Here is a 25,934-nt window from a genome sequence, read left to right as displayed (position 1 = left end):
GAGGCTCGGACACCTGGCCAGGGAAGGCTAGTTCAGGTTTCCCTGGGCTGCTCCTTGAGCAGCGCGACCGCACAGAAACTCAGCAGGCATGTCAACACCATGTACCAGGCTGCGGACATAGGATCTCCAGTCAGCTTGATAATGCCCGTCACGATGAACTGCGCGGTGCCGCCAAACAGCGCCACGTTCAGCGCGTGCGATATCGCCGTGCCGCTGGCGCGCACCCGTGCGGGAAACGCTTCCAGTACAAGAATGATGCCAACGGCGGTACTAAGTGCCACCAATGCGCTGATCAGTGCGGCGCCAAACAGGATTGGCAGCACGCTGTCTGCACGCACAATCATCAGGAAGGTCGGATAGATCAGCAGCGCAGTGCACCCCGAAGTGAAAAGCGCCAACGGCTTGCGGTGGCGGGGCAGCCGATCGATGAGAAGGCCCGATAGCGGCGGGATGATTGTCAGCATCAGCGCGGACAACGTCGACGACTGAAACGCTATGGTGGCGGGCATGTTCATCACGCGCGTCAGATAGCTCGGCATGTAATAGACGACGATATAGACCGGCACCGTCGACCCCATCCTGATCAGCGCCGCGAGCAGGACCGTGCTGCCATGCTCGCGACACAACTCAGCGAGCGGCGTGGCGATATTTCTGTGTTTGGTATCGAGGACCGGCGCCTCGCGAAGGTGGCGGCGAACGTAGATGCCGACCGGCACGATCAGAAGACCGACCAGGAAAGGCACGCGCCAGCCCCAGGAAGCCAGGTCGGCCGGCGACATCACGCTGGTGAGCAGTGCCCCCAGGGATGCACCCAGCAAGGCAGCCGCGCCCTGGCTCACAGACTGCCAGCTGACCAGGCGGCCCCGTTGCGATACGGGTCCTGCCTCCATCACGTATGCCGCCGCAACGCCGAGTTCCCCCCCGACGGCAAAGCCTTGCAGCGCCCGACCGATGATGACAATGAGCGGCGCAGCTTCCCCTATCACTGCAAACGGCGGGCAGATCGCAATGAGTGCCGTCCCCGCGCTCATCAACGTGATGGTGGCGGTCATTGCCGCGCGGCGTCCGACCCGGTCTGCATAGGTACCGATCATCGCTGCACCAAGCGGCCGGATGAGAAAGCCAACACCGAACGTGCCGACCGCCAACAGTAACGACGTCATCGGATCTTCCGCCGGGAAGAACTGGTCGCCGATCATCGCCGCAAAGAAGGCGAATACGGTGAAATCAAACGTCTCCAGTCCGCTGACGAGAGATGTTGCGACAATAAGCCTTCTGAGCTCACGGCGATCAAAGCCGTCGATGGAATGTTCTTGAGTCATGCGTTGACTGGGCACATCTGGCGGTTCCCGGTTTGTGCCCAATGAGCCATGGCGCTCTGGCCTGAAACAAAAGACGGTTCGCCGACTGGCAGCAATGAAATGCGACTGCCTGCAAATACTGCAGAGCTATCGTCGGCCTTCTTTGTCAGGGCAAGAGGTGCGGAAAATGCGGGACCGAGCGTCCAGTCCGCGCATCCATCCACCGTCAATAGCCCGCTTAACAATCTTGTCGGCGGTTAGCTGTGCCTTGTCATTCCCCAGTACCTGGTCGCTGCAAAACCTTTCCCCTCCTTGGGGTAGGGCCCCCTAAAGCGGGGTAAGACCCGCTCCTGAGCCCGTCAATAATCAGCCCCGTTGAGCAGGATTCGCTTCTTCCCGTTAGGGTGTAGGCCGTCCCCGTGTCTACACCCTTCCTTTTTTGGCTTCGGGAATTTGCGAGAACACGCGCGTCGGCCATGGCGCCGTCCAGGGCTTGGAAAAACTGTATCGATTTGAGCGCACCGGCGAGGAACACAGACTGCAGGCACGACTGGTTGGCCCAAGCCGTGAAGCGCGCATTGTCGACGGAATTTCCCAAGATCGACGAGCTACTGATTCTTGCTCAATACCCCTTCACGCACATCCCTCCCTTTGTCGGGTCCACTCTTAAGTAGGGATCGAAAACACGCTAAACACGCCCGCGTTGCCTTGAAGATCTACCCATTGGAGCCATACACTTCGCCGGTCCGCGCAGTGACGCAGCGCAAAAGAGTGCGCACCTGCGAGGAACAACACTAAGCCGCCACCGCCAGGTTAAGAATCCGCAGACATAGCAAGCAAGCGGAAGTGCCGAGCGTGTGCATTGTTTGGAAAAACGGGAAGCACCGCCGTAAAGCCGGATCAGGGACGGGGGGCAACGGGGATCTTCTGGTCGCAAGGAAATAGTCGAGTCGTGTCAAAGTTTTCAAGCATGCTGACGTTGGGCAGGGCGGTGATTTGCCTGCTGGTCGTACCGTTGCTGGCATCCTGCGCCCTCGCGCCAGGGATGCGCTTCGATCCCCAGCGTCCGCTCGATCCCGAGGATCCGGAATCGGTGCCAAAGATCACCCGGATTACGCCTGCGCTGGTGCGCAGCCTGAAGGCATCCGCGAAGCCCGTCAACGCCGGGGTGGAGGAATTGTTCGCAGAACCGGCGCCCTATACCGTTGGCGTTGGTGACATCCTTTCCATCGTTGTGTGGGATCACCCGGAGCTTGTGTTCCCCACGCAGACGTACTCGATCGGCGCGGCTTACGACATACCGAACTACAGCGGCGCAGCCAACGTACCGGGCTACGTCGTAAGCCCTGCGGGCACCATCCAGTTTCCATATGCCGGCGTGGTCACGGTTCTCGGCCGTACGCCGGACCAAATCCGCGGACAGCTCAGTACCCAACTCAAGAATGTCGTCACGCTGCCCCAGCTCACCGTGCGCGTGCTCGCCTTTCGCAGCAAGCGCGTCTACCTGGACGGCGAAGTCAAGACACCTGGCGCCCAGAATATCGATGACGTGCCCATGACCCTGGTTGAGGCGCTCAACCGGGCTGGCGGTATCAATGTCCTGACGGGGGACAACAGCCGCATCCGCATCTCCCGTGCGGGCAAGAACTACTTTGTCAACCTGCCAGCGCTGTTGCAGCAGGGCACCGACCCCGCCCGCATTTTGCTGCGCAATGGTGACATCGTGCGCGTGGAGCAACGTGAGGACAGTAAGGTATTCGTGACCGGGGAAGTCGTGCGTCCTGTCAGCGTTCTGCCGCGCAATGGCCGCCTGACGCTCAACGAGGCCCTCGGGGAAGCTGGCGGCGTCAACCCCAATTCCGCTAACGCCAAGGAACTGTATGTCATCCGCAAGAGTGGCGACGGCGAGGCCGAGGTCTTCCACCTTGACGGCAAATCCCCCGTCGCACTGGCGCTGGCTGAGTCCTTCGAACTCAAGCCCAGGGATGTCGTATATGTCGACGCCGCGGGTGTGGTGCGCTGGAGCCGCGTAATCAACCAGCTAGTCCCGAGTGGGAACTTCTTCACTTCCACGATGAATGCGGTCAAATGATCAGGACTGTGCTCGTGGTGTGCATCGGTAATATTTGCAGGAGCCCAATGGCGGAAGGGCTGCTGCAGCAGGCATTGCCGGACATGAGCATCGCCTCGGCCGGCTTGGCTGCCCTGATCGGCAAGCCTGCGGACGTGACTTCCACTGAACTCATGTCAGAGGCTGGGCTGGATATCTCGCAGCACCGCGCGCAGCAACTAACAAGCATCCTGGCCAGTCAGGCCGACTTGATCCTGGTGATGGAAAACGAGCAAAAGCACGAAATCCAGCGTAGGCACCCTGCCGCCTCAGGCAAGGTATTCCGCCTCGGCGAACTTGGCAAGTTTGATATCCCCGACCCATACCTCCAGTCGCGCGAGGCTTTTGAACGCGCCTTCGAACAGATCCAGCGCGGCGTCCAAGCCTGGGTGCCCCGAGTTCGGGCACTGGGCTGAACCAATCCGGCATCCACAAAATTTGCAGTTTGGCCTATGAACCAGAATCCTCCCTACATACCTGTTGGCGCGCCGGCGGATGACGAGATCGATCTTGTCAAATATCTGGATGTGCTCCTGAGCAATCGATGGCTGATCGCTGCCATTACTGCCGCGGTGTTGGCGCTTGGTGTCGCGTATGCGCTTTTGGCGCGACCGGTTTATGAGGCTGACATCCTGGTGCAGGTTGAGGACAATCCGAACAGCGCAAGTAGTTTGTTGGGAAATGTATCCACGCTGTTCGACGTCAAAACCGAGGCCACAGCGGAAATTGAAATCCTGCGTTCCCGCATGGTGGTCGGTAAAGCAGTTGACAACCTGCACCTGTATGTTGATGCCAAGCCCCGCTACTTCCCTATCTTTGGCGAATGGCTAGCCAGCCGGGCCAAACGTCTTTCTGAGCCAGGGCTCTTTGGTATGGGCGGCTTCACTTGGGGAACTGAATCGATCCAGGTCAGCACATTCGATGTGCCGGTTGAACTCGAAGGCGAGAAGTTTAGGCTAACCGCGCTGGGCGACGGCCGGTTCCGCTTAGAGCAGGGTGATCTCGACCAGCCTATCGAAGGCCGCGTCGGAGAGGCGCTGGAATCCAGGCAGCAAGTTGGCCCTATTCGTCTGCTGGTGACAGAGCTCAAGGGGAAGCCTGGCGCTGCGTTTAAGTTGATTCGGAAATCTGAGCTGAGCACCTTGGAAGACATGCAGGACAACTTAAAGATTGCTGAAAAGGGCAAGCAGAGCGGCATCATCGGCGCCTCCCTCCAAGGCAAGGACCCAGTGCTCACCGCCGCCATCCTGAATGAGATCGGCGATGAGTACGTTGCACAGAATATAAAGCGCAAGGCGGCTGAAGCTGAGAAGTCGTTGGTATTCCTCGGCGACCTCCTTCCTCAACTCAAGAACGAGCTCGATCGCGCGGAAGTCAAGTACAACAGCATGCGCAATAAGCGCGGCACATTTAATCTGAGCGAGGAGGGCAAGGCATATCTCCAGGAGAGCGTTACGGCTGAAACCGACCTGCTCGAACTCAAACAAAAACGCGCAGAATTGCTTACCAGATTCCAGCCCGATCATCCCTCGCTGCGGGCGCTGGACCAACAGATCGCCGCACTTAACGGCAAGGTTGGCAACCTTGGAAAACAGATGAAGTCCCTGCCCGACCTGGAGCAGGACACTTTGCGTTTAATGCGCGATGTACAAGTCAATAATGACCTGTACGTGGGCTTGCTCAATAATATGCAGCAGTTGAAGCTGGTGAAGGCAGGTAAGGTTGGTAATGTACGTCTTGTGGACAATGCGCGGGTGCCAGAAGAGCCAGTTAAGCCAAAAAAATGGCTTGTCGCTGCCCTTGCTGCATCCTTGGGCATGATGCTGGGTGTGGTAGTAGCTTTCGTCCGTAACGCCTTGTACGGTGGCATTACTGATGCGCAGGATATCGAGCAACATACAGGTCTGAATGTCTATGCCACGGTGCCGCTTTCAGACATGCAGATGACGCTAGCCAAAGAGATTCACTCGCGTAAGTCCGGCCAATACCTACTTGCCGAGCGGCATGCGAATGAGCCCACCGTTGAGAGCTTGCGCAGCCTCCGTACAGCGTTCCAGTTTGCCATGTTGGATGCAGATAACAACCGTGTGCTACTGACCGGACCCACGCCTGGCGTGGGAAAATCTTTCATCTCGGCGAATCTGGCAGCCGTGACGGCCGCCGGTGGCAAGCGTGTATTGCTGGTTGACGCGGATATGCGGAAAGGATACTTGAACCAATATTTTGGTAAGGCTCGCAATCCTGGGCTGTCCGATGTACTTGCTGGAAAGGTAGAACTGAACGAGGTCATTCACAGCAATGTGGCTGAAGGGCTCGACTTTATCGGCACTGGTACAATTCCGCCAAATCCCGCCGAGTTACTGATGAATGAGCGCATGATTCAGCTATTGGATCGATTTAGCGATCGCTATGACCTCGTGATAATCGATACACCGCCAGTGCTCGCAGTAGCCGACACTTCAATTCTGGCCGCGCGTTGCGGCACTGTATTCCTCGTCACTAGATTTAATACAAGCACGATCGGTGAAATATCAGAAGCAACGAAGCAACTTGGTCATGCAAATGCCAATGTAAAAGGGGTTATCTTTAATGGACTCGATGCGAATGCGTTTCGCTATGGCTACGGGTCGAAATATGGGCGTTACCGCTATGCATATTATGGGTACTCTGCAGATAATCAGTCGATGACTCGGAAGGGGTAAGACGCGGCTCTGCGGACGCGCAGAATGTGATTTGTATAATCATATCTTTGGGTTAAATTTTGTAGCTATCGTTCCGCAACATTTGCCACGGCGCCTAATTTTCACCTCGGCAAGATCATTTTTTCCCATGATGTGTAGCTTCATTTATTACGTAATGGCGACATTTGATGAGATTAAAGATGAAGCATGGTGTCGGTAAAGGTGATTTTTTCATTCGCCAGCGGGGCTTTGCTGCAAATGGCAGAATATTCGGGGCGCTTTTGTGTTTGGGCTTCCTGGGCCTATTCCTAATCGGCTGCATTTTAGTAAGCGGTTGCGTCTCGATGGGGGGCAAGGAGAAAAGTGGCTCGACCGCTGGAGAGCTTCAGTATTTTCCATTTTCCGTAGACGAGGATAATCTATCAGGAGCGGTAGATTTCTCCTTCCTGAATCAGCCCTTGACCGCAGCAGATCGGATTTTCACCTGTGGAAATCATTTCTGTCGCGTAGGTGCTGATTTGAAGCCAAATACAAAGGATGACCAGCGCGTTCGACTATTTGGTGTAAGCTTCACTCAGTTGGCTAATTTTCCGGCGGCCGAGGACGCAATTAGGATTGCAAGGCGACTGAGAAGATTGGGCATTAACATAGTGCGCCTTCACTACCTTGATCGGTCCCTTGCGCGCGATCTCAATGATGTGAAGGGTGTACTTACTGATAAGCCCTATCCAACGCTGAATCCGGTAGCCATCGATCGCCTGCGAGGATTTATAAAGGCATTGTCAGCGCAAGGGATCTACGTGGATCTAAATTTGCACGTAGTGTATCAATTTAGACCGAAAATTGACGGCCTGCCCGACTCCCCAATACCAGAACATAGTAAGCCTCTTTATCATTTCTTTCCAGCAATGGTTGATCTCGAGGTTGAATATGCTAAGAAGCTTATCGCAGCTTTGGATCTAAAAAGTGATCCGGCGTTGGCATTGGTTGAGATCAGTAATGAATCATCATTAGTTTATAGTTGGCTTCTCTCGACGAGATATCCGAAAAAATGGCGTCTTGACTCCGTTGTGACGGGATCCTATGCCGACAGTCTGCGAGAGCTTTGGAGTGCCTATTCCTCCGAAAACGAAATGCCGATGCGTGCCTCGGATTCGGCTGAGAGTAAGAAATTCTTGAGCTTTCTATCCGATTTAGACAAAAAATATTTTGAAAAAATGAAGGAGGTCGTTGCTTCTTCAACTAATGATTTAGTGCCAGTTTCTGGAACACAGATGTTGTATGGCAGCCTTGTCGGGCTGGATACACAACAAAATTTGGATTTTCTTGATAATCATTTTTATTACGATTTTTATATAGAGGGAAAGGATCCGCGACTCGTCTCGGATTGGAGGATTAGAAATAAGAGCTTAATTGAGCCGCAGGGGATGGAGGGACTTTCTAACCTTGCATTCTTTCGGTCCGTGGATAAGCCATACTCAATCAGTGAGTTTAACCAACCCTGGCCGAACGAGCACAGTGCTGAAATGCTTCCCATGATGGCTGCCATAGCATCGTTTCAAGATTGGGATGCCTTAATGTATTATCAATATCGTGATGATAGAGGTTGGGATGTCCCTGGCTTGCATTGGTTTAATCTCAGTGGAGATCCTTCAAAGCTTGCTGGTTTTGGACAGGCAGCTTGGCTATTTCGCACGGGGCAACTAAAAGTAGCACGTGAAGAAGTGACCTTTAATATAAGCCCATCGACCCGTGCCGAGCCGGTGCTGAAGGGCTTAAACCCGTGGCAGCTGTCGCAGTTCTTCCTTACCAAATTCGACGCCTCTCCATTATTGCCTTTGATGCATCGCGTTGGGGTTCGGCGTGCTAATAAGGATAATATTAGTACGGCTTTGAAACCTCCCGCGGGTAATGCGATTACGTCGGACACAAGTGAATTGAGATATCTTCAGAAAGAGCGCTTGTTCACGATTGTTTCAGACAGAGTCGTCGGGGCGTTCGGCTTTTTGGGACCAAACGGAAAAATCAACTTGGGTGAGATCGGTATAAAAAATCCGGACTTGAATGAGCTCGCGGTTACTCTGCTTGCAACATGCCTTGATGGTTCCACGCTAAATTCCTGTAGTAGATTATTAATCTCCAATTCCGGAGGCACATTAGGTGCGGAGAAATTTGAAGAGCGGGCACGGCCAAGGAGTTTAGACATATATCCTGGTACGTTAAATGAGCTTACCTTTTTGCCAAAAGGGAAGAAGAAGGATGGCCATGTTTCCGAAGACATTCGTGGCGAAGCGCCTGTCTTTATGCAGCGACGGAACCTTGAATTCTCCATAAGAATGAACGGGCGGAAGGCAAAAGTTTATCTCCTCGATGGGGCTGGTCACCGCGTTCGCGCATTGGAGAACGTATTGCAGGTCGGTGGGGGAGAGGTCACTTTCCAACTCGGAGGTACAGACCATCTGTCGCCGTGGTATGAGATCGTGATTCAGTGAGAATTTGCGGATACTATGAAGATTACATTTGTCCTTCCCGGTTATGCCGGACGCCCGTCAGGTGGTTATAGAGTTGTTTATGAATATGCAAATGGTTTAGCCAACCGAGGACATGAAGTCGTAGTTGCTCATCCGCGATCGTTGTTCTTTTCAGGCCCCCCCATTTCTTATCTTCGACGATTTATTCGTGAATTAAAGCTTATTCTTAGACTGATTAAAAAGGGAATGAGAACAGAGAATATATCCATTCCCTGGCAGTCCATTGACCCTAAGGTGAAGCTGATTTCAGTACCAATGCTTTGGTCCTGCTTCATTCCGACTGCAGACGCTGTTGTGGCGACGCACTGGCGAACCGCAGAGTATGTCTCCGCTTATCCCGTTAGTCGCGGCAGGGGATTTTATTTGGTCCAGAGTTATGAGACATGGGATGGCTCGGAGGCTCGCGTCAACGCGACATGGATGTCGGATTTACACAAGATCGTCATAGCGAAGTGGTTGTCTAAACTGGGCGAAGGTTTGGGGGCACACCCGATCAATCACGTTCCGAATGCCATTGACCACGAGAATTTCTATCTCACAAAGCCGATTGGCAATAGAATGCCGAGAGTGGCTATGCTCTATTCACCTGTGAAGTGGAAAGGAGCGATAGAAGGTATAGCTGCTCTTGAGAGCGTGAGGCAGCATATTCCGAATATGGAGGCCATCTTATTTGGCGTTTCTTCCAGGCCTAAGGATTTGCCAAGCTGGATTCAATACAGAGAGAATCCGAGACAGGCCGAGTTGCGGGAAGACATCTATAATGGCAGCGCTATTTATCTATGTCCCAGCTGGACCGAAGGTTGGGGCTTGCCTATTACCGAAGCAATGGCGTGCGGTTGTGCAATTATTTCGGCAGACAACGGGGGGGTCCACGATTTTGTAGAGAACGGTGTTAGTGGATTTATAGTGCCCGCTCGCGATAGTGACGCACTCGCGGTTCAAATACGTCGACTCCTGTCAGATGAGGATTTACGACAACGAATGGCTGCTGCGGGCGCTGTTATTGTAAAAAAGTTCACTTACGAGAGCTCATTAAAAAAACTAGAAAATTTATTAGCTGATAAATTTAACAATAAATAGTTGAGATAGCTCGTGAAGCTCGAAGGGAAATTATCGTCCGAATCCAAGGCGAAGGATGGCAGGTTATTGGCACAGCAGATGCTTCGCTACGGATTAGGTATTGGTGGACCTGCAATTATTTCGTCAATCTCGACAGCAGTGTTTACGAGGCTATTTGACGTCACAGCGTATGGATTGTTCACTGTCGCCCTCGCTACAATCTCAGTGGCGGCTTCATTTGCCGGACAGTGGCTGCAACAACCGTTAGGCAGATTCATGGCTGAAGCGTCCAAGCGGGAGGCCGCGGGCTTGCTACGGGCAGCCTGGTTTGGGCTTGGCATGCTAACCATTCTGATACTCATTGTAGCAACGGTCATTCCGCAAGTATATCCGTTAGCTGGAACTCCTTATGGGAAATTCTGGCTGCCGGGTGTTCTTTTTTTTCTTCTCCAACTATACCTATCTTGCGCCACTGTGGTGCTGCAGGCTCGAATGGAGGCTGGTCTTTACTCCAGGCAACAAGTTACGTTGGCACTCGCACGATTCATTATAAGTTTGTTATTAGTATGGCTGATTGCTCATGATAGTGCGATGTTGCTTTGGGGGAGTGTACTAGCAATTCTCCTTGTCTTACCAACTGCACTTCAGCGATCCGGATTGCACCAGGAACTAATACGGCCATCTCAGCCAACTGAAAGTGCCTGGCTGATTCTTCGGAAAATGTCTAGGTATGGGATTCCAATGACGGGGTGGTTTGTTGCAACAAACGCCCTATCGAGTTGTGACCGCATACTGATCGGAATGTACCGGGGAAGTGGCGAGGCCGGAATTTACGGTGCTAATTACAACTTAATGACTGGGACTGTCGGACTGGTAACAGCCCCCGTGCTTGCCGCCACTTGGCCTTTCCTTATGCGGGCTTGGAGTACGGGCAATAGCAAAGAGGCGGGCACTTGGTTGGGGAAAATCGCAAGTGGGGTTCTCGCTGGTGGAGTCTTACTCAGCAGCGTTACCGCGCTCCTGGCAACAGATGTCGCCGCGTTAGTACTTGGGCCGGCATTTCGTGAGGGTGCTATGGTAATGCCTCCCGTCGTCGCAGGTATGGTAGCACTATCGGTTGCAAACTACGCCAATAAACCATTTGAGTTTCATCAGAAAATAGGGCGAATGGTATTTCTCGGGCTCGTAATCGCGATTCTAAATGTTGTGCTTAATGTTTCTTTGGTACCTCGCTATGGCTATATGGCGTCGGCATGGATCACGTTATTCTGTTATGTACTCTATGCTCTCTGCTCCACGATTATGGGGAGAAGGCTATTGCCGTGGAGATGGGATTGGAAACTAATTGTTTTGACCGTTCTCGGCGGACTCTTAGGGTACTATCTCGGACGGATCTCTCTCAATGTGATTGGGGAAAGGCCGTCTATTCTGCGTATCTTAATGGGATTCGTGGTATTCGGAGCAACAGCTTTCGTTGTCCTCGCTTCTGCATATTATAAAGAATTGAAGATTGTATTGATGTCTCAAATAAATGGACGCTAGAAAACGTCTACTTATATCGAATGCAGCGTACTACGAGGATCTGGTTTTAGACGGATTATAAGTTGCTGCAAGATGGATTGGACAGCATTCTATGAGTGGAATAATGACGCGTATTTCGAATGGGTATGTGCAGCAAGTTGGCTATAGGTCAGCGGAAGCTGCTCTTGGGCGGGTTCTGTTCGGTGTATGGGTTGCGCTATTTGTTGTTCAATTCTTGGAGTTGAGTTTCGATCATCTACGCTACGCCATATGGAGTTTAACAATCATTCTGCTCCTATTTGTCATCCGTCGTATCCTGAAGCGAGCAAGAGTACAATTTCCATCCAAGACATTGATGCTCCCAATAGTTTTGGTGATATTGTGGCGAATGCTGGCGGTTTCGCGCTCTACCGGAGAGTTGCGAGAAATAAGTATTTCGTTTGGTGATTTTCTTTGTGTAATCCTGGTCTGTGTGATTGTTGTGCCGAACCTTTTTAGCATGAATGGATGGCTAAAATTTATAAGCCGATTCTACGTGATTGTATTTTTAATTTCGGCATTTTTGCAACCATATGTTCATGTTAACAAGACGGCGGCAGGTTGGGATAAAGGCCTAAAATGGGCCTTTACGCACCCGAACACTGCGGCAATGTTTGGTCTCACGATCTTCCTAACATCGATGGTCATTGTTTTTGCTGTGAAGGAACGCATACGCGAGAAATTTGTTGCTTTTATTTTCATTTCAATATCTTCAGTGGCAATCATTCTAACGAATGCTAGAACAGCAGAAGGTGCTGCTCTTGCGGCAATCGCCATTTGCTTGTTTGGTATTGTTTTCGGTCGTCTTTGGAAAAGCCATAAATTCGAGTGGCGGGCTCTGCGCCATATACTGGTCGTCGGGATTGCTATTATAGTTGTTGTGGCTACCTCTATTTTTGGGTACCAGATAAGCATGTCTGAGTTAGATGAATTTACTTCGGGTCGACTGCTGTTCGGGATGTATCTTATTAGTACAGTGCCGAATATTTTGTTGGGCGTTGGTTATCTAACGCCAGGTACAAACTTGCTTTATGATATCGAGGACTATGGTGCGGGTATTGATGGTTTGTATGTGAATATCTTATACACGGAAGGCGTGGTTGGTTTGCTGCTATTCGCGATGGCATTTCTGGTCCTGGTTAAGTTTGTCACCAAGTACCAGGGGAGGACGTTCCCGTATCTAATAATATTTCCAGTCGCAGCTTTCCTGAATGGGCTTACTGAAACAACGTTTTGGCTGTTGCCGAGTCCAATCACCATTGCGACACTGGGAGTTGGAGCAATTGCTGCAACGACTAGAAAAGATAGTTCAGTTATTAATGTGAAGAAAAATCGGTAAAAGGACTGTGTTTGTGATCAAGAGCGCCTAGGACATGCTTGTGCGCTCATAAATTTAGATAATGATTTGCGATCTACAAGCTTCTATCCTCTACCAAGCTGGTGAATCTGATGAAGACCGAACATTTGAATTCTAGTCATGCGCCTCTAGTATCTGTCGCGCTCGCGACGTATAACGGTGAGAAATTCCTACCTGAGTTCTTACGTTCTCTAGACAGGCAAACACTAAATAATTTTGAAGTTGTGGCATCCGACGACAATTCGTCGGACAGTACCGTACAAGTACTGCAAGACTTCGAATTAAAGTTGGCGATTAAGAGGTTAAGTCATTCAGAGCGACTGGGTGTTACAGGAAATTTTTCGCGAGCGATAGCAGCGTGCACGGGATTATATATCGCGCTTGCGGATCAGGATGATTATTGGTCTGAAAACAAGTTAGATGTATTGGTCGAAAGAATGCGAATTCTTGAGGGTGCATGGGGTGAGGCAACGCCGATTCTAGTTTTTTCGGATATCAATGTTGTTGGTGCAGATCTTTCACCTCTTGGGGGTTCATTCTTTAGCTTCGGAAAAAAATCTAACCAATGCGGTCGACTCGCAGACTTTCTATTGAGCAACCACATTCCGGGATGCGCGATGCTGGTCAATCAGGCATTGATAAAGAAATCTCTGCCGATTCCTTCCGCTGCTTGCATGCACGATTGGTGGCTCGCGATGGTCGCGTCAGCTTTCGGCATTGTTGACTACGTGGATGAGCAACTCATTAAATATCGTCAGCATGGTGGGAATGCCGTTGGATCGGATCCAAGCAGGCATTCGATCCTTCGGAGAGTCAGGAATAATCTATTTGTAGGTAGTCCTGAGTTTGCGGCAGTGCTAGCTAGCCGAAGAGCCTACGCGCAAAAGATTCGTGCTAATGCGCGTATTTTTGGTGATATCTATTGGCACGAGTTGAAGGATGATTCGAAACACTCTCTAGAGCTATTTTTTTTGGCTGGACAGACCCCGTGGGGCAGGCTGCGATTTATGTTAGGTGCGCGCCTGGGTGAGCCGTTTGTCAGAGCATGGAACACGCTATCCTTGGTTTAAGCTCAGTGGAAACTGCAGCGAACGCGCGTCGGCTGCCGTGGCGAGGAAAGCTATATCGATAAATGTGGGGGCGCTAGCAAGCATGCGCTGGATCGATCATGGTAATGCTGCCATTACTGCAAGAGAGTCGAAGCAAGGCTTGGGAGTCACTAAAGATGACGCAATTTAATTTTCTCGTGTTCCCTTATCGGGATTATTATTTTCTAAAAAAATTTGGCCCAATAGTGAGAGATTTGCACGTTCTTGACGCACTATCCAATTCTCCTCGGGTGAAGTCGATTGCTGTTATAAATCGACCAGTGAGTATATATGAGCGTATGCTTGGAAAGATTTTTATTGGTTCGCATCCGAAACTGAATGTGCACTGGCACGATAGGACGAGCATCGATATTATGGGGCCGTTGCGGAAGAGGAAATGGCTGACCCATTGCTATTCTGAGTATCAATTTGATGATTTATATGATCCGAGTTGCTGTAACGTGATTTTGGACTTCACTCCATTATCTATTATTAACTATAAAGAGGTGGGATTTGATTTTATTTGGTATGATTTGATTGATAATTTTACGAAGCACAATAGGTATGATGATGTGGAGCGTGGCTTCGTGAGAAGTAAGTATTCATCAATTGACGGGGCGGTAGATCTTGTAACCGGTGTTTCGAAAGGTGCGCTTGTCGGATTTGATGATGCTGTTGTGGTGTCAAACGGAGTGGGAATCAGTCGGGCGAGTTTTCTGTCGTCAGCTCCGCTTGTCGCGCCAAAGTATGATTTCGGTTTTGTTGGATTTATTACTGACAAATTTGATTGCGGAATCATTGAGCGGATTGTGGAGTTGGGGCATTCGTGTGTGGTCTATGGAGACAGCTATGATAAGAGCATATCGCGAAGGCTTTCCAAAATAGATGGATTGACTTTGCGAGGGAAATTTTCCGCATCTGAGACGCCGGCTATAATGGGGACATTCAAGGTCGGGCTGATACCTTACTTACGTTCTAAGCTTCATGATGAGTCTCCGCTGAAATTATATCAATACCTTGCATATGGGCATCCGGTGCTCTCGTCTGCCCAGTTCGAGGTGCAATGCGACTACGTTGCGTTATATGAAAATGATCATGAATTTCAGCAAGTGTGTCGATCGCTGATTGAAATGTATGATTTGGAAGATTCTAGGGAAAAGATCCCCGGCGTGATAGCGGACACCGATTTTTGGGATTATAAGGTGGATCGTATCTTGGATCGGATTTGTGATCGAATTAGTTCAAAATCCGTTTGTAATAATAAGTTGGTCATTTGATATTCACGTCTGAGGATGTGCAAGGTATTGTGCTAACCGACCGGGACGCTTCCGGTCGTGTTAAAGCTCCACTGATAGGAATTGGCGAGGAGTTGCTGGATAATAATTGGGCGCTGGCAAAGAGGCGTAGTAGCTAGACCACAATGGGTTTGACCACAAGTGGGCGGTGCATGTGTCCGAGTGCCCGTCAACATCTGGCAGATATATGCCGTTTATTGGAATTGGGTCAGTGTAACGCCCCAGTATTTTTCCGCCCAGTTGTTACGCCTAGCAGAAAGACACAAGGGGAGGCGATAAACCACGCCGGACCGCGGAACGCAAACTGCGCCGGTGATGAAGTCATCCAGGGGGGATAACGGTGGCGCCAGATTCGAGTGTCACAAACAAGAGCTACAGGGCGGCACCTTTCGCGCGGCAGCAAGGCCAACGATGGAGGTAGCTCTTGAGCAGACCCTGATCGGCCACTTTGGTAACGTGGCCGTCTTTCTTCGGTAGTTCTTCTGCAAGTCGGAGAACGGCCTCGTTCTTCACCAACTGCAACTACGCCGCGCGGGCGCTAGGAATTCTCGCACCCTAATCGCCGGAGCAGAACGGTAGTGTCACGTGGTTTTGGTGGGACGGGAAAATAGGACCTGAATCTTATTTCTCAATTTTCCTCTAGCGCGAAAAACAAGCCTCTTGAGGCTCCATTTAATCATCTGTGGATTAAATGTCGGGCGAGCCAGAATTTGCTGTCCAAAATCCAGTACTGGTTTTCCAGATATTTTTGCTATCTCGATCGCCTGCGTGCTATCACTTTCGATGAAAAGAACTGCATCATCAAGCGATTTATAAACTTCAGCCTTAAATTTTCCATGTATGCCCGCTTTCCTACGTTCCTCCGCGGAATTCATATTTAGCATAAAAAGGCGTTTGTAACGCAGATGATGAGTCGATAGCCACCTCTCGGTTTCAGCTCGATATTTCTCTAGTCGGCTGGTCACCAAATATCCGACCTCGTAGGAAGGCAGGCACAGCGCTTCGGCGTTTTCTAGAAAGCGCCTATAACGCGCCCCATCATCATTTTCGTCGCTTGTGGGATCTAAACATAACACCCCATCAATATCGAAGCAGAATTGCGCTGCTTCAGATCGATGCATCAGATTCCATTGAAAGTAACGGGGAAGTGGTATTGTCTTTAGGTAGTAGTCGACAAGATGCTTTGTTTTTTCTGTCGCATAAACTACTGCATAACGAACTTTTCCAGTTAGCCCTGAGGCTTCAACGCGTCTCTTGATAATCTCAAGGGAGGTTCCGGATGCTATACTATCATCAACTATTAGAACGGATTTCGCATCTTCAGGGGATTTGATATTGTCATCATTTATTTTTCGAGTGATGCCATTTGCAAGTCCCTTATTTTCTAAAAATGAATTTAGGTCGCACACCGGCAGATTTCGCTGAAGGCCGATCATGTATGCTGGGATCATTCCGCTTCGTGGAATGCCGACAATTAGATCTACGTCACGCGGAATCTTATTGAGGCAGTTGCAGATATCCAGAGAAAGATCGCTAAATGACTTGTAATTCATATTTAATCGCCTCGGCCAATGGGTAACGCAAAAAATGTTCCGTGCGGACTTGCGAATGGTGAGAGTGCAACCATACCAAGAAGGAGGGCTTCTTGGTATGGATCAATTGTAGCGGTCATCGTTGGCTCCAATAAGATCGAGCATCTATGCTTCTAGCTGTCGAACTCGCGAGTCCTCGTCGGGTTTGGCCAGAGGAAGGGCATCGTTTGCGGGGAGCCAACGAAGCAGGAGATCTTCATAATCTGACAGTACTCGATCCCAGGTGAAATGCCCTCGGAAGCGCTGAAGGCTCTGTGTACGCATGTCTTCGAGTGGAGCGCCAGGGACGAGCAGTTCGTCTAGCAACTCGGCACACGTTTTCTCTGAGGAAAAATATCGAGCGCCTTTGCCCGCTACCCATCGATTGAAGCAGTTGTCGTGTGCCAGAATGGCCGACCGTGCACCCATTGCCTCGACGAGTGATGGGTTTGTGCCACCCACAGTGTGGCCATGAACATATAGGATGCTAAAGGCGCGGAGTGATTCAACAGTTGGTTTGTCGTAGATTGCTCCGGGAAATAGTACTTCTGTACTGGCGGAGTCCAATACTTCGGTATGAAATGAATTTTCCCGACTGTAATTGCCAAGGACTACTAACTTCACTCCCCGTTGCTTTTGCGAGAAGGCCCGGACGATCTCAAGTATTGAGTTCTCTCTTTCTGGGCGCGCTATTACCGTGAGAAATCCGCGGGGTTTAAGCCCTAAGGAATTGAGCAATTTTGGATTCGGCTCGCTTATCTCGTCAGCCCCATAGGGGAGTGTTGTAATCTTGTTCTTGCGGACGCGTGTCGCCAAGTGATCTGCTATAGAGGGATGATCGGCAATCAGGTGATTACCTATCCAGCATCCAATCCGTTCATTTGCCCAAAGCCAAAGCTTCTCATGCAATTGCCATTTATTGCGTTTCCATTCAATGCCATCCATATTGATGACATTTGGAATTCCCTTAAGGCGATATGGCAGGCAGAATGACGCCGTGTTATAACCCAAAGTGAGGATAAGAGATGGCCGCTCGCGTGAGGCAAGTCGAACGGATTGCCAGTCGAATTGAACTGTCCCGAGCGCGCCGGATTTATGGGTGGGGATGGTTATGCGATGGATGCCTTGCCACATGTCACGTTGCACTGAGCTAAGGTTGGTGTCATCCTGACAATAGACGGTAATTTCCCACCCACGTTGGCGTAAGTAAAGCGCAAGCCTTTCGGCAAAGGTTTCGAAACCTCCGTGCCGCGCGGGGATGCCCCGGATGCCGAGAATGCTCAGGCGTTTCGGATTTGCGGTGGTTGATGAAGAGTTTGTCATAAGTCATCCAAGCGGACGTAACCGATCCGTTTAGAAAGGTTGATCTTCAGGCCTATTGCGTTGCCTGTTCTGGGTTCGGAGGACGACGGCGATCAGGGAAAGAGGTCCCCAGCGGTTCCCAGGGAGGGGGCGGCCGCATCCTTGGCCGCCAGAATGGGGGCGCCAGTGAGTGGCCAAGCAATGCCAATCTGCGGATCCTTCCAACTGATGCTCCGCTCATGCTTGGGGTACCAGTAGTCCGTCGTTTTGTAGAGAAATTCTGCACTCTCGGACGTGACTAAAAAGCCATGAGCGAAGCCCTCAGGCACCCACAGTTGCCGCTTGTTCTCAGCGGATAGGGCCACCCCAACCCACTTACCGAAAGTCGCCGAACTACGGCGCAAATCGACCGCGACGTCAAATACCTCGCCCGCAACCACCCGCACCAACTTGCCCTGTGGGTGCTGGATCTGGTAATGCAGCCCCCGCAGCACATTCCGTGCCGAACGGGAATGGTTGTCCTGTACAAATGTTCGCTTAAGACCTGTTGCCGTTTCAAATTGCTCGGCGTTAAAGCTCTCAAAAAAGAAGCCGCGGTCGTCCCCGAACACTTTGGGCTCGATGATGAGAACATCGGGGATGTTCGTAGGCATGACATTGAGGCTCATTTGATCGCTTCCAAGAGAATTTGATGCAGATATTTGCCATAACCGTTCTTGGTCAATGGTTCGGCTAACTCGGCAACTCGTTCCGCGCTGATCCATTTATTCCGGTAAGAAATTTCTTCGGGACACGCGACTATCAACCCCTGTCTTTTCTGCAATGTGGCAATAAAGCTGGCGGCCTCCAGCAGCGAGTCATGCGTGCCTGTGTCCAGCCAAGCGTAGCCGCGCCCCATGATCCCGACATTAAGTTGAGCTATATCCAGATAGCGTTTGTTGACATCGGTGATCTCAAGCTCTCCCCGCGCCGATGGCTTGATGTCTGCTGCGATGTCGCACACCTGGTTGTCGTAGAAGTACAGGCCGGTGACTGCGTAGTTGGAGCGCGGGTTTATGGGTTTTTCCTCGAGCGAGAGCGCGCGGAAGTCTTTGTCGAATTCCACCACGCCGTAGCGCTCGGGGTCGTGCACGTGATAGGCGAATACGGTGGCGCCTTCCCTCTGCGCGGACGCGTATTCAAGCTGGCGCACTAGGTCATGGCCATGGAAGATGTTATCGCCCAGGATTAACGTGGACGGGGCGTTGCCAATGAAGTCGCGTCCGATAAGAAAGGCCTGCGCTAGGCCGTCTGGGGACGGTTGCACGGCATATTGGAGATTGACGCCCCATTTGCTGCCGTCGCCGAGCATGTGGGCGAAGCGCGGGGTATCTTCAGGCGTGGATATGATCAGGATGTCGCGAATCCCTGCCAGCATCAGCGTGGACAGCGGATAGTAGATCATCGGCTTGTCGTAAACAGGCAACAGCTGTTTGGACACCGCGCTGGTGATAGGATAAAGCCGCGTGCCGGAACCACCGGCGAGGATAATGCCTTTGCGCATGTTGCAAATGCTCATGAGAGGATCTGGTCGAGCAGGAAACGCAGGCCTTGCCGCCAGTCGGGAAGATGGATTCCGAAGGTTTCGTGCAGCTTGCTGGTATCCAGCCGGGAGTTGGACGGGCGCGATGCGGGCAAGGGGTAGGCGGTGGTCGGGATGGCTTCGATGCGCCCCGGGTCCACCTTAAGTGCGACGCCGCGTGCGGCGGCGGTACTTAGCACCTCGGTGGCGTAGCCGTGCCAGGTGGTCTCTCCCGCCGCAGACAGGTGATAGATGCCGGTGGCAAAGTCCTCCGGCCGGCCATGCAGCCAATGCCGCGCCACGACTAGCGCGGTGACGTCGGCAATCAGCGTGGCGGTGGTGGGCGCGCCAAACTGGTCGGCTATCACACGCAAGTTGTCACGCTCGCGGGCGAGTTTGAGCATTGTCTTGGCGAAGTTGCCTCCGTGAGCGCCGGCTACCCAACATGTGCGCAGCACCAGGGCGTGCGCACCGGATGCGGCGATGGCCTGCTCACCGGCGAGCTTGCTCTTGCCATAGATGGACTGCGGGTTGGTCGCGTCGGTCTCCACATAGGCGCCGTTCTTGCGGCCGTCGAACACATAGTCCGTGGAGTAGTGCACCAGCAAGGCACCCAGCGCCTTGGCCTCCTCAGCCAACACGCTTGGCGCGACGCCGTTGATGGCATAGGCCGCCTCGATCTCAGTCTCAGCCTTGTCCACGGCGGTGTAGGCCGCCGAGTTGACAATCACGTCCGGGCGCAGTTTGCGCACGATGCGCCGCAGTTCGTCCGCCTGCGACAAGTCGCAGACGCCGCGGTCCATCGCCACTACGCGGCCAAGCGGCGCCAAGCTGCGGCGCAATTCGAAGCCAACCTGGCCGTTGCTTCCGGTTAGCAGTAGCGTCGGAATGCTGGGTCTTTTATGCGGCATATTGTTTTGCTACCCAGCTGCGGTACTCCCCAGACATCACATCCCGCACCCAGGATTGGTTGTCGAGATACCACTGCACCGTTTTGCGCAGACCCGTTTCGAAGGTCTCGGCAGGCTTCCAGCCCAGTTCACGTTCGAGCTTGCTCGCATCGATGGCGTAGCGCCGGTCGTGGCCTGGGCGGTCCTTGACGAAGATAATCTGATCGCGATACGAGCCGATGTCCTTCGGGCGCATTTCGTCGAGCAGGTCACAGAGCGTGTGGACGACGTCGAGGTTGGTCATCTCGTTCCAGCCCCCCACGTTGTACGTCTCGCCTAAGCGACCGCGTGCCAAAACCTCGCGGATGGCCGCGCAGTGGTCGCCTACATATAGCCAGTCGCGCACGTTCAGCCCATCGCCGTAAACGGGCAGCGGCTTGCCGTCCAGCGCATTGGCGGTCATTAGCGGAATCAGTTTTTCCGGGAAGTGATAAGGGCCATAGTTGTTCGAGCAGTTTGTGGTCAGCACCGGCAGCCCATAGGTATGGTGGTAGGCTCGCACCAGATGGTCAGATGCCGCCTTGGACGCTGAATACGGGCTGTTCGGTGCATACGCGGTGGATTCGGAGAACTGCTGGTCATTAGGCCCGAGCGAACCGAACACCTCGTCGGTAGACACATGGAGGAAGCGGAAGGCCTCTCTGGCGGTTTCATCCAACCCGCCCCAGTAGGGGCGTATTGCCTCAAGCAGGGTAAAGGTGCCGACGATATTTGTCTGAATGAACTCGGCGGGGCCGCTGATTGAGCGATCGACGTGGCTTTCAGCGGCGAAGTGCACCACCGCGCGCGGCTTGTAGGTGGTTAGCAGGCGATTTAGTGCGGCACGGTCGCAAATATCAGTCTGCGAGAAAACGTGGCGTCTATCGTCATCGAGCGATGCCAGGGTCTTGAGATTGCCGGCATACGTGAGCTTGTCGATGTTGATTACCCGGTCGGCACCGGCGTTGGCCAGCCAGTTCAGAACGAAGTTGCCGCCGATGAAGCCTGCACCGCCTGTAACGAAGATACAACTGCTCATGGATGAAAATGGAGGAGGAGTTAGGCGGAGACAGCCACTGACGTGCTCATTGGCAAGAGCGGGGTGCTGCTCCTGCCAACCGCGAAGTACGTAAGGCCGCTTTGCTTTAGCTCCGTGGGCTCATAGAGATTGCGGCCATCAAAGATCACCGGATAACGCAGCGCTGTACGAAGTGCCACAAAGTCTGGCGAGCGGAACGATTTCCATTCGGTCACTACTACGAGCGCGTCCGCACCTCGCAAGGCGGCAGTCTGATCCGGCGCAAAGCAGACACGCGCTGCTGCGGAACTGTCGCTTGCCAGGTCCGCGTGGATCACACGCTTGGCTTCTTCCATCGCCACCGGGTCATACGCCTGCACACTGGCACCACGCGCCAACAATTCCTTGATGATCACGCGGCTCGGAGCTGCCCGCATGTCATCGGTGTTCGGCTTGAACGCCAGCCCCCAAAGCGCAAAGGTAAAGCCGGTGAGATCCTCGCCATAATGCGCAACGATCTTCTTGACCAGGACGCGTTTCTGGTCGTAGTTGACCGCTTCCACCGCATCGAGGATGCGCGGCGTCTGGCCATACTCGGCAGCGGTGTGCTTGAGGGCTTGGACGTCTTTGGGGAAGCAGGATCCGCCGTAGCCGGTGCCGGCATAGAGAAAGCTATAGCCAATACGCGGGTCAGAGCCGATCCCTTGCCGCACCAGTTCGATATCGGCCCCGACCACGTCTGCCAGGTTGGCCAGCTCGTTCATGAACGAGATACGGGTAGCCAGCATGGCGTTGGCGGCGTATTTAGTGAATTCGGCTGACGCGATATCCATATTGAGGATACGGTCATGGTTACGCGTGAAAGGCGCGTACAGGGAGCGCATGGTTTCCCACGCTTTTTGTCCGGAGACACCGGGCTCGGTGCCGATGACAATGCGGTCGGGGCGCATGAAGTCTTCGATCGCGGCGCCTTCCTTGAGGAACTCGGGGTTGGAGACCACGGCGAAGTCCAGCGCCGGCAAGCCGCGTTCCTGTAGTTGCGCGGCGATGCAGTCCCTGACCTTGGCCCCGGTGCCGACCGGGACAGTCGATTTGTCCACGACGATCTTTGGCGTGGTCATGTATCGCCCGATATTGCGGGCGGCGGCAAGGACGTAACGCAGATCGGCGGAGCCGTCTTCGTCGGGCGGGGTACCCACGGCGATGAACTGGATATCTCCAAAGCTGACGCTGGTTTCGATGTCGCTGGTGAAGCGTAGGCGGCCGGCGGCGTGGTTGCGAGCGATGAGTTCCTTCAGACCGGGTTCGTAGATGGGGACTTCGCCGGCGTTAAGCATCTCGATCTTGGTGGCGTCAAGATCGAGGCAAAGGACATCGTTGCCTAGCTCGGCCAGGCACGTGCCAGTGACCAGGCCTACGTAGCCACTACCGATGATGGTGATCTTCATGGGCTCAATTCGAGGGAGAAATAAATTAATGCAAATCGGCTGCGTCTTTACACACCCGAACGTTCATGACTGCGTTGACGAGTGAGAGCAGGGCGATGCCGAAATGGCTGCCGCAAGGTCCGCGAGCAAGCTTGCCAGGTTGGCTGAGCAGGTTCGAAAGACGGCGCGGATGATTTCGTCCAGGCCACCCAGGTCGCCGAATTTCTGGTCGAGCGCCTGCGCCTTGCCGGGGGCGTTGCCCGCCACGAGCATGCTCGGAAGGAACACGATGGCGACAGTGGCAGCGGGAAACAGGCCGCCCCCGGACGTGACAAGCGCTGTAGCATCCTGAGCCAGGCGCGACAAATCAATACGCATTCTGCCCAGTCCACCCCTTAAACGCCGTCCAAAAAATAATCCTCAAATCCATCCAGAACGACCAGTTCCGGATATAGAAGATGTCGTGCTCCACCCTCTTGGCCATCTTGTCCAGGGTGTCGGTTTCCCCCCGGTAGCCGTTGATCTGCGCCCAGCCGGTGATGCCAGGCTTGACCCGGTGGCGCAGCATGTAGAAGTCCAGCTGCTCCTTGTACATATTGTTATGAGCCATGGCATGAGGCCGGGGGCCTACCACGCTCATCTCGCCCTTGAGCACATTGATGAACTGCGGCAGTTCGTCGAGGCTGGTGCGGCGCAGGATGGCGCCGATCGGCGTGATGCGGCTGTCGCCTTTGGTGGCCTGTGTGACGGTGCCGTGCTCGGCGTGGACCTTCATGCTGCGGAATTTGTAGACATGGATGACACGGCCATCCAGGCCAAGGCGCTCCTGTGTGAAGAGGACAGGGCCCGGGGAACTGCGCTTGATCAGGATGCCGATGATCAGGAATAGCGGCGACAGGGTGACCAGGACCAGCGCGGCAAAGGTGCGGTCGAAGATGGCCTTGACCGTGCCGCGTACGCCGAGCGAAGGCGGCCTGTTCATTTCCACGGCGGGCATGCCGAGGAAATTGCCGACCGTGTGGTTAAGCAGGTCGAAGTCGAGCAGGCTCGGCATCCACTTGATGTCGATGAAGTCATTGCGCAGGGAGAAGTTGATGTCCTGCATCAGTTGGAACTCACTCATCGGCAGGGTGAGCCAGATTTCATCGATATCGTGCTTCCGTGCAAAGTCGGCGATCTCGGCGCTGTCGGTGACGCGGTGGCAGCCCGGCGGCGTGGGCTCGCCTTCGAGGGCATAGATGCCGCTGATCTTGAACCCGGTGGTGTGGCTGGTGTTTGCGCGGCGGTGCATCTCCTGGCCGGTACGGCCATAGCCGACGATCAGCACACGCTTGAAGTTGGCGCCGGTGCCTCGCACCGCGTTGAGCACGGCACGGCTGGCCACGCGCAGGGCCAGCAGGCCGGCCAGTGAGAAGGCGTACCAGTACATCATCCACAAGCGGGACAGGGTGTCGGTCTGGTGCAGCAGGTAGCTCAGCAGCAGGCTGATCAGCCAGACCAGTGTCCAGGCGGACACCAGGCGCGTGGCAAGAGAGAGAAAACTGCGGCCGCGCCAGGATGCATAGAGGTCAAACGCGGGCAGTATGATAAAAGCGACCGCGCAGCCAAAGTACTGGACGAACAGGTGTATTGGCGCATGTGCGGTGGCAAAGCGCAGTTCGCTGGCCAGCAGCGCGGCAAGCCAGATGGCGCCGGCGTCCAGCAGGCGCACCATCAGCGCTAGCTGATCGTGATGCCTGGCAAACATATCTCGATAGACACCCACTGGCTTCCCCCCGAAAGCATCCGCGGCACTGGCACCCATTTGGGTGCCAATGCTTTTCTCCCCCGGCCGATATAAAAGGGCCGCGCTCTCTGGCGAGCCCGGCTCGACAGGAGCACGCGTCTTGTCTGCGCATGCTTCCTGGCATGGACAAAGCAAAGTCGAGCAGGACTGCTTCCGCGGCAGTCGGTTCCAGGGGATAGCTGCGCTCAGGTGGTGACCGCCACCCGCGGCGTCCTCTGAGGACGCTCCCTGGATCTGCAACGCTCTCTTACTGCCGGCACGCTGGAGGCGCCGGTGTGCTTCGTTTTATCAGGGCCGGATGATGCGGCGCGGCGCGATATGTCGGTACCCTGCAGAAGAAGGGAACGCGCGGCGATGATTGTGTGGCAGCTTTGCAGCATGCGCCGCGGTTCTGAGACGCACGGTTAAGTGCGAAGGGGAAGGGCAGCTACAGTTTGCCCGTGCATTCAGCACTAAAGCAATGCCGGTCTCATGCCGATATCCAGGCCCCTCACCCCAGCAAGAAGTAGCAGGAAATGAAAGGAAACGTCTTTACCCGCGATCAGCTCGATACCTATTTCTCTTCCTTCGTCGGCATGGAGGGCGGGAATCCGACGGCGGCCGTCTGGATTTGCGATCCCGTGCCCACCACAGCAGGGTCGCCGCTAGAGGCGCCACTGGTTCCAGAGCGAGTGCCGCGCGCCTGGGACGCGAACTTCCGTGCCGACCATGCACAGGATATGGCAAGGTGGCAAACGCACCAGCGCATCGCGCGCATCATGTCGGCAGCGTGGGAAATGGTGCTGTTCGGCCGGCACGATACCGGCGACTGGCGCCGTTATCTGTCTGAATATCTGTACCGTGCGCGCGGATGGGAATTCAAGCTGAGCCTGTTCCCGCTGCCGATTCGCGCGGACAGCGGACCGCCGTGGAAGCGGTTGTATGGCATGCACCCCGAGCTCAATCCCAAGACCAGTTACCTGGCACTGTGCCGCGATGGCGGGCGGTTCCGCTTCATCGAGGCTATGCGCCGGCACCAGCGCCCAAAGGTGGTGATCTGCCTGGGCGAGCGTTACGAGGCAGACTATCTGCACGCCTTCGGCATGCGTGGCCTGCGGTACACCGAGCATGTTCTGCAGCCGGCCGATCAGGCGCGGATACTCCGCGTCTACCAGGATCAGGGTACGCATCTGGTTGTCAGCCCCGCGGTGGCGGGAGCTGCCGGGCTGGCGTCGGACGTCCTGCTGACCGAGATGGGGCGTTTCATCAGCCAGTGGCTGACGATTGCCGACTTCCAGATGCGGCCGGAAGAGCCCGATCGGCGTCGATGGGAAGCACCCAAGGCCACGGTGTGACGGCAGTTTGCCGGCGCGGCCTGC

General features: G+C 53.8%; 20 protein-coding genes. 10 read left to right on the top strand and 10 right to left on the bottom strand.

Annotated features, from left to right (window positions below; genetic code table 11):
• Positions 1-32: 32 nt before the first annotated feature.
• A complete protein-coding gene (locus tag ACZ5MJ_RS19735) occupies positions 33-1,322 on the bottom strand; it encodes an MFS transporter (protein ID WP_464225300.1) in 1,290 nt (429 codons plus the stop codon).
• A 931-nt stretch (positions 1,323-2,253) separates the two neighbouring features.
• On the opposite strand from ACZ5MJ_RS19735, the gene ACZ5MJ_RS19730 reads away from it, so the two are divergent.
• From ACZ5MJ_RS19730 to ACZ5MJ_RS19690, 9 genes are all read left to right on the top strand, one after another.
• Positions 2,254-3,393, top strand: coding sequence for a polysaccharide biosynthesis/export family protein (locus tag ACZ5MJ_RS19730; protein WP_464225299.1), 1,140 nt, complete (start codon positions 2,254-2,256; stop codon positions 3,391-3,393).
• Positions 3,390-3,827 carry a low molecular weight protein-tyrosine-phosphatase gene (locus ACZ5MJ_RS19725; protein WP_464225298.1) on the top strand — a complete coding sequence of 146 codons (438 nt, stop codon included), beginning with the start codon at positions 3,390-3,392 and terminating at the stop codon, positions 3,825-3,827. Before ACZ5MJ_RS19730 ends, ACZ5MJ_RS19725 begins: the two co-directional genes overlap by 4 nt.
• Before the next feature lie 36 nt (positions 3,828-3,863).
• Positions 3,864-6,113: a polysaccharide biosynthesis tyrosine autokinase gene (locus ACZ5MJ_RS19720; RefSeq protein WP_464225297.1), complete on the top strand. Its 2,250-nt coding sequence runs from the start codon at positions 3,864-3,866 to the stop codon at positions 6,111-6,113.
• Between the two features lie 179 nt (positions 6,114-6,292).
• Positions 6,293-8,584 (top strand): hypothetical protein, encoded by a 2,292-nt coding sequence (locus ACZ5MJ_RS19715; protein WP_464225296.1) that lies wholly within the window; start codon positions 6,293-6,295, stop codon positions 8,582-8,584.
• A gap of 15 nt (positions 8,585-8,599) precedes the next feature.
• A complete protein-coding gene (locus tag ACZ5MJ_RS19710) occupies positions 8,600-9,703 on the top strand; it encodes a glycosyltransferase family 4 protein (protein ID WP_464225295.1) in 1,104 nt (367 codons plus the stop codon).
• 12 nt (positions 9,704-9,715) lie between these two features.
• On the top strand, positions 9,716-11,224 hold the full coding sequence (locus ACZ5MJ_RS19705) for an oligosaccharide flippase family protein (RefSeq protein WP_464225294.1): 1,509 nt from the start codon (positions 9,716-9,718) through the stop codon (positions 11,222-11,224).
• 103 nt (positions 11,225-11,327) lie between these two features.
• A complete protein-coding gene (locus tag ACZ5MJ_RS19700; RefSeq protein ID WP_464225293.1) occupies positions 11,328-12,581 on the top strand; it encodes a hypothetical protein in 1,254 nt (417 codons plus the stop codon).
• 110 nt (positions 12,582-12,691) lie between these two features.
• A complete protein-coding gene (locus tag ACZ5MJ_RS19695) occupies positions 12,692-13,669 on the top strand; it encodes a glycosyltransferase family 2 protein (protein ID WP_464225292.1) in 978 nt (325 codons plus the stop codon).
• Positions 13,670-13,767: 98 nt separating this feature from the next.
• Entirely contained in the window at positions 13,768-14,964 is a 1,197-nt protein-coding gene (locus ACZ5MJ_RS19690; protein WP_464225291.1) for a glycosyltransferase family protein, read from the top strand.
• A 599-nt stretch (positions 14,965-15,563) separates the two neighbouring features.
• Here the strand turns inward: ACZ5MJ_RS19690 and ACZ5MJ_RS19685 are convergent.
• The 9 genes from ACZ5MJ_RS19685 to ACZ5MJ_RS19645 all read right to left on the bottom strand — a co-directional run bounded on the left by ACZ5MJ_RS19685 (position 15,564) and on the right by ACZ5MJ_RS19645 (position 24,537).
• Entirely contained in the window at positions 15,564-16,535 is a 972-nt protein-coding gene (locus ACZ5MJ_RS19685; protein ID WP_464225290.1) for a phosphoribosyltransferase family protein, read from the bottom strand.
• A gap of 144 nt (positions 16,536-16,679) precedes the next feature.
• The gene (locus ACZ5MJ_RS19680; RefSeq protein ID WP_464225289.1) at positions 16,680-17,876 is read right to left on the bottom strand and encodes a DUF1972 domain-containing protein; all 1,197 of its coding nucleotides are present in this window, start codon (positions 17,874-17,876) and stop codon (positions 16,680-16,682) included.
• Between the two features lie 92 nt (positions 17,877-17,968).
• Complete coding sequence (gene rfbC, locus ACZ5MJ_RS19675) at positions 17,969-18,523, bottom strand: dTDP-4-dehydrorhamnose 3,5-epimerase (RefSeq protein WP_464225288.1); 555 nt, start codon at positions 18,521-18,523, stop codon at positions 17,969-17,971.
• Positions 18,520-19,398, bottom strand: coding sequence for a glucose-1-phosphate thymidylyltransferase RfbA (gene rfbA / locus ACZ5MJ_RS19670; protein ID WP_464225287.1), 879 nt, complete (start codon positions 19,396-19,398; stop codon positions 18,520-18,522). The genes rfbC and rfbA overlap by 4 nt, the downstream gene beginning before the upstream one ends.
• Before the next feature lie 11 nt (positions 19,399-19,409).
• Positions 19,410-20,327 carry a dTDP-4-dehydrorhamnose reductase gene (gene rfbD, locus ACZ5MJ_RS19665; RefSeq protein WP_464225286.1) on the bottom strand — a complete coding sequence of 306 codons (918 nt, stop codon included), beginning with the start codon at positions 20,325-20,327 and terminating at the stop codon, positions 19,410-19,412.
• Positions 20,317-21,384 (bottom strand): dTDP-glucose 4,6-dehydratase, encoded by a 1,068-nt coding sequence (gene rfbB / locus ACZ5MJ_RS19660; RefSeq protein ID WP_464225285.1) that lies wholly within the window; start codon positions 21,382-21,384, stop codon positions 20,317-20,319. Before rfbB ends, rfbD begins: the two co-directional genes overlap by 11 nt.
• A gap of 20 nt (positions 21,385-21,404) precedes the next feature.
• Positions 21,405-22,811, bottom strand: coding sequence for a UDP-glucose dehydrogenase family protein (locus ACZ5MJ_RS19655; protein WP_464225284.1), 1,407 nt, complete (start codon positions 22,809-22,811; stop codon positions 21,405-21,407).
• Between the two features lie 63 nt (positions 22,812-22,874).
• Positions 22,875-23,168, bottom strand: a complete 294-nt coding sequence (locus tag ACZ5MJ_RS19650) for a hypothetical protein (RefSeq protein ID WP_464225283.1) — start codon at positions 23,166-23,168, stop codon at positions 22,875-22,877.
• Positions 23,158-24,537 (bottom strand): undecaprenyl-phosphate glucose phosphotransferase, encoded by a 1,380-nt coding sequence (locus tag ACZ5MJ_RS19645; protein ID WP_464225282.1) that lies wholly within the window; start codon positions 24,535-24,537, stop codon positions 23,158-23,160. The genes ACZ5MJ_RS19650 and ACZ5MJ_RS19645 overlap by 11 nt, the downstream gene beginning before the upstream one ends.
• A gap of 554 nt (positions 24,538-25,091) precedes the next feature.
• Between ACZ5MJ_RS19645 and ACZ5MJ_RS19640 the strand changes: the two genes are divergently transcribed.
• A complete protein-coding gene (locus ACZ5MJ_RS19640; RefSeq protein ID WP_464225281.1) occupies positions 25,092-25,910 on the top strand; it encodes a transcriptional regulator in 819 nt (272 codons plus the stop codon).
• Positions 25,911-25,934 lie beyond the last annotated feature (24 nt).

The sequence above is a fragment of the Cupriavidus sp. LA-1 genome, assembly GCF_055385985.1.
Note: the sequence above shows the minus strand (reverse complement) of the source record. Positions and strands in the feature narration are given on the sequence as shown.